General features: G+C 70.1%; 6 protein-coding genes. All 6 read left to right on the forward strand.

Annotated elements, in window-relative coordinates; translation table 11 throughout:
- The first annotated feature begins 112 nt into the window (after positions 1–112).
- The gene (locus tag M3Q23_18030; GenBank protein MDP9343949.1) at positions 113–376 is read left to right on the forward strand and encodes a hypothetical protein; all 264 of its coding nucleotides are present in this window, start codon (positions 113–115) and stop codon (positions 374–376) included.
- Positions 373–696: a type II toxin-antitoxin system PemK/MazF family toxin gene (locus M3Q23_18035; protein MDP9343950.1), complete on the forward strand. Its 324-nt coding sequence runs from the start codon at positions 373–375 to the stop codon at positions 694–696. The genes M3Q23_18030 and M3Q23_18035 overlap by 4 nt, the downstream gene beginning before the upstream one ends.
- A 204-nt stretch (positions 697–900) precedes the next feature.
- Positions 901–2,184 (forward strand): LuxR family transcriptional regulator, encoded by a 1,284-nt coding sequence (locus M3Q23_18040; GenBank protein MDP9343951.1) that lies wholly within the window; start codon positions 901–903, stop codon positions 2,182–2,184.
- A gap of 73 nt (positions 2,185–2,257) precedes the next feature.
- Entirely contained in the window at positions 2,258–2,467 is a 210-nt protein-coding gene (locus M3Q23_18045) for a hypothetical protein (protein MDP9343952.1), read from the forward strand.
- Positions 2,468–2,618: 151 nt separating this feature from the next.
- Positions 2,619–4,133, forward strand: a complete 1,515-nt coding sequence (locus M3Q23_18050) for a hypothetical protein (protein MDP9343953.1) — start codon at positions 2,619–2,621, stop codon at positions 4,131–4,133.
- A gap of 208 nt (positions 4,134–4,341) precedes the next feature.
- A partial coding sequence (locus M3Q23_18055) for a translation initiation factor IF-3 (protein MDP9343954.1) occupies positions 4,342–4,471 on the forward strand: 130 nt, incomplete at its 3' end.

A 4,471-nucleotide genomic window follows, 5' to 3' on the forward strand; every position in this document is an offset into this window, starting at 1 on the left:
GGTCTCACCCGGGGCACTTTGGCGCTCTTCGGCTGCGGCCGGTCTATGGAGTTCGGGTATTCGTCACGCGAGCTGATATCCCTGTATACCTCCATCGGGTAGTATCCAGGGTATGGCGAAACAGAAGGTGACCATCACGCTCGACCGCTCGAAGGCTGACAACGCCCGGTCCCTGGTGGGGGCTCGCTCGACCTCTGAAGTCGTGGACATCGCTCTCGACCACCTCATCCGCGCCGAGAGGCTTCGGCATGACGTCGCCGCGTACCGCCGCCATCCGCCCACCCAGGACGAAGGCGAAATCGCGCTGCTGGCCGAGACATCGGGCATCGACGACGAAACCGACTGGGAGGCCGCGTACTCGGAGCCCGAAGCGTGATCGGCGCCGCGCCGCGCCGCGGCGACGTCTGGCTCGCCCGTCTCGACAAGGTTCGCCCCGTGATCGTGCTGACCCGCGACCCGATGGGGAGGGTGCTCCATGCGGTGATCGGCGCCCCGGTGACCTCCACCGTGCGGGGGCTTTCGACCGAGGTCCGAGTGGGCCCCGAGGACGGGGTGCGTGTGGATTCGGTGGCCAGCCTCGACAACCTGCAGCTCGTCGCCCGCTCCCGCCTCGTCCGTCTAGTGGGCCGGGCACGGCCGTCCACCATGAGCGCCATCTGCGCCGCCCTGGCCATCGCGGTCGACTGCGACCGGTAGCGCTACGGGCACTCACCCACGATTGCGTTCGGCTGTGCGCCAGGCCGAGGAGCCCGACCCTCGAATGACGCGCGTCGAACGTAACGAACGTCCGAGCACGCGGAACCCGCTTGGCGGCAACTCCGCGGGAATCGGATCGCCAGGGGCTCATCCCTCTTGCGCCCGATGCAACAATGCTTCGGTGCTGCCCGACATGGCGACGTCATGACGTCGCAGGTCGTGGGGCGCGAGGCGGAGCTGGCCGAGATCGAGGCGTTCCTCGAGTCGGTCCCGCGAGGTCCCGTCTCGCTCGTGGTGGAGGGCGAGGCCGGGATCGGGAAGACCACCCTGTGGCGGGAGGCCATCCGCCGCGCCGCGGCTCGCGGGTTCGCGGTCCTCACGTCCCGGCCGGCCGAAGCTGAGGCGCGGCTGTCGTTCGCTGCCCTGGCGGACCTCCTCGAACCTGTTTCCGCGGCCGCGTTGAACTCCCTCCCCAGCCCCCAACGCCACGCGCTCGACGTGGCGCTCCTTCGGGCTGAGGACGAGGGTTCTCCCGCAGAGCCGCGTGCGGTCGCCGCGGGGTTGCGTGGCGTCCTGGTCGCCATGGCGGCGAGCTCGCCGGTCCTGGTCGCGATCGACGACACGCAGTGGCTGGATGCGCCCTCCGCCAGCACGCTCGCGTTCGCGCTTCGCAGGCTGGAGGACGAACGCGTGGGCGTCCTCGCCGCTCGCCGGCCCACGACGCGTGATGCCCGCGTACGTCTCGAGCTCCCGGCGGCGCGACACATCGACGTCGTCAGGCTCAGCCTCGCCGCAATCCACGAAGTCCTCAAGCGCCGGCTCGGTCGCCCCCTGCCGAGGCAGCTCCTCGTGCGGCTGTATCAGGCGAGCGGCGGCAATCCCTTCTACGCGATCGAGATCGCCCGGGAAGCGCTCCACTCGGGCATCGGCCCCGGTGATCCGCTGCCGGTGCCGCGCGACCTCAGGCGGCTCGTTCGACGGCGGCTCGCGCGGCTCTCCCGACCAACCCAGGAGGCGTTGTTCATGGCAGCCTTACTCGGCGAGCCGACTCTCGCACTTCTTGGGACCGCGCTGGAGTCGGATCCCTTCGCGGCCTTGGAGGAGGCGGAGGATGCAGAGGTCATCGAGGTCCAGGGGGAGCTGATCCGCTTCACACACACCCTCTACGCGGCAGCGATATCCGCCGCGGCACCGAGGGAGCGGCGTCGGCGCCTCCACCGGCGGCTGGCGGAGGTCGTCGCGGATGTCGAGGAACGGGCCCGCGCGGAGATCGGCCGGATCGGCGTCCGCCGCGCACCCGCTGAGCTGACCGCCGGCGAGCTGGCGGCGACGGGGCTGACCAACCGCGAGATCGGAAGCCGCCTGTTCATGACGCGGCGGACCGTCGAGGACAACCTGGCCCGCGCCTACCGCAAGCTCGGCATCCGTTCCCGGGCCGAGCTCGGTGCCCGCATGGCCCCCTCGGAGGACATGGACCCCCTGTCCTGAGACCCGGGGGAGCCGGCAATCCACGTGGAAACAACAGGTGCCGCGGAGGCGCCGGGTCCCTAGCGTTAGAGGCATGGCCTCCGAGGTGACCGTGGCGACCTACATCGTCGAGCGCTTCTGGCCCGGCGTCGGCGACGAGGAGGTCGACCGGGCGGCCGGACGCATCCGCCGGGCCACCGCCGACCGGGCGTCGACGCCCGGCGCCACCGGGTTCGCCGGGTCCGTCCTGCTCCCGGGGGATGAGGTGTCTTCTTCCTGTTCGAAGGAGGTACGGTGGGCGTGATCCGTGCGGTGTGCGAGCATGCGGAGATCCCGTTCGAACGCGTCGTGGAGTCGGTGTGGAAGCCGTCGGGGGATCCAGGGAGGGAGACAGGATGAAGATCAACCGGGAACGTGGTGCGTGGCGTGTCGAGCAGAAGGTGGAAGGAGGAGCGATGAGACAGCTGATGCGGATCTTCGGCACCGGGGTGGTCCTGGTCGTGGTGTCCCTGGCGGCCGTTCCGGCGGGGGCGTCGGGGTTGGGGAGCTGGACCTCGGCCGCCTCCATGCCCACCCCGCGGGCCGCGCTGGCCGCGGCGGTGGGGTCGGACGACCGGATCTACGCGTTGGGAGGGTGTTGCGACAGCGTCACCGGCGACCTCCTGGCCACCAACGAAGCCTACGACCCCTCCACGAACACGTGGAGCTCGGCGGCGCCCATGCCGACGCCTCGCGACTTCTTCGCCGCGGCCCCCGACCCGGCCGGCCACATCTACGCCATCGGGGGATGCTGCACCGGCGGTTCCGACTTCACCGCCACGGACGTCTACGACCCTTCCACGAACACGTGGAGCTCGGCGGCGCCCATGCCGACGGCTCGGGAGGAGGAGGCCGCGGCTCTCGGGGCCGACGGCCGCATCTACGTGTTCGGCGGATGCTGCAGCGGCGGGGGCAATGTCCTGACCACCGTCGAGGCCTACGATCCGGTGCTGAACACGTGGAGCACGGCAGCGCCCATGCCCGCGGGACGGGCCGACCCGGGCGCCGTCGCCAGCGGCAACGTCATCTACGTCATCGGCGGCAGCGACGGGACCCACCATGTCAGCACCGTGCAGGCCTACAACACGTCCACGAACACCTGGAGCACCGTGGCCCCCCTCGCCGGCCCCCGCGACAACGTCGCGGCCGCCCTCGGGTCCGACGGCCGGATCTACGCGATCGGTGGATGCTGCGGTGCCGGCAGCTCGCCCCTCAGCACCGTGGAGGCCTACGACACCTCCACCAACTCCTGGAGCACGGTGGCTTCGCTTCCTGCCGCGAGGGACGAGCTGGCAGCCGCCTTCGGGGCCGACGGCCGCACGTATGCGATCGGAGGAAGCAATTCCACCTTCGATGACCAGGACAGCCTGTTCGCGTACACGCCCGGCGGCGCGTCGGTGACCGTCACGTCGGCGACCCCGGCCGCTCTGGGCCAGGGAGCGCAATCGGCCGTCGTGATCAAGGGAAGCGGCTTCCAGTCGGGGGCCACGGTGACCGTTTCCGGGACCGGCGTCTCGGTGCTCTCCACCACGCTGATCAGCCCCACCAAGGTGAAGGTCGTGGTCCAGGTTGCTTCGAACGCCACGGTGGGGTCCCGCAACGTCACGGTGACGAACCCGGATACCACCTCGGCCTCGTGCGTGGGATGCCTGACCATCGATCTGGCTCCCAACCCGACCTCCGCCGTTCCGAACACCGGCGCCCGGGGGGCTACCCTGAACGTGGACATCTTCGGCTCGGACTTCCAGGCGGGAGCCAGGGCCAGGTTCGGCCCGAAGATCACCGTGAACTCGACGACCTTCGTGAACTCGGGCCAGCTGACCGCCAACATCACGATCCTGGGGACGGCGACGACGGGGCCACGCTCGGTGGTCGTCGTCAACCCGGACAGGGGAATCGGCACCTGCCCGAACTGCTTCACCGTGACCTAGCGAGCGTGGGAACGGAGGCGGCTCGAGACGACGGGCCGCCTCCGTTTTGCCTCGACACCTCGCTCGGCGGGCCCCTATACTGGCTCGCGCATGAGTCACGCTGGAATCACGGGCGCCGGCGAGAGTCGGTGCCCTTTGTTCGGTAGGGATTCATCCCACGCCGACCGATCGAACGAGGAGGTGATGCGGGGTCTCGGTTGAACCGCGCATAAACGACAGGATCCGGTCGCCGCAGGTGCGGCTGGTGGGCCCGGACGGGGCGCAGATCGGGGTCGTCCAGACGCAGGACGCGCTCCGGCAGGCCCGAGAGCTGGATCTCGACCTGGTGGAGGTGGCAC

Source organism: Actinomycetota bacterium, assembly GCA_030774015.1.
Taxonomy (GTDB): domain Bacteria; phylum Actinomycetota; class UBA4738; order UBA4738; family JACQTL01; genus JALYLZ01.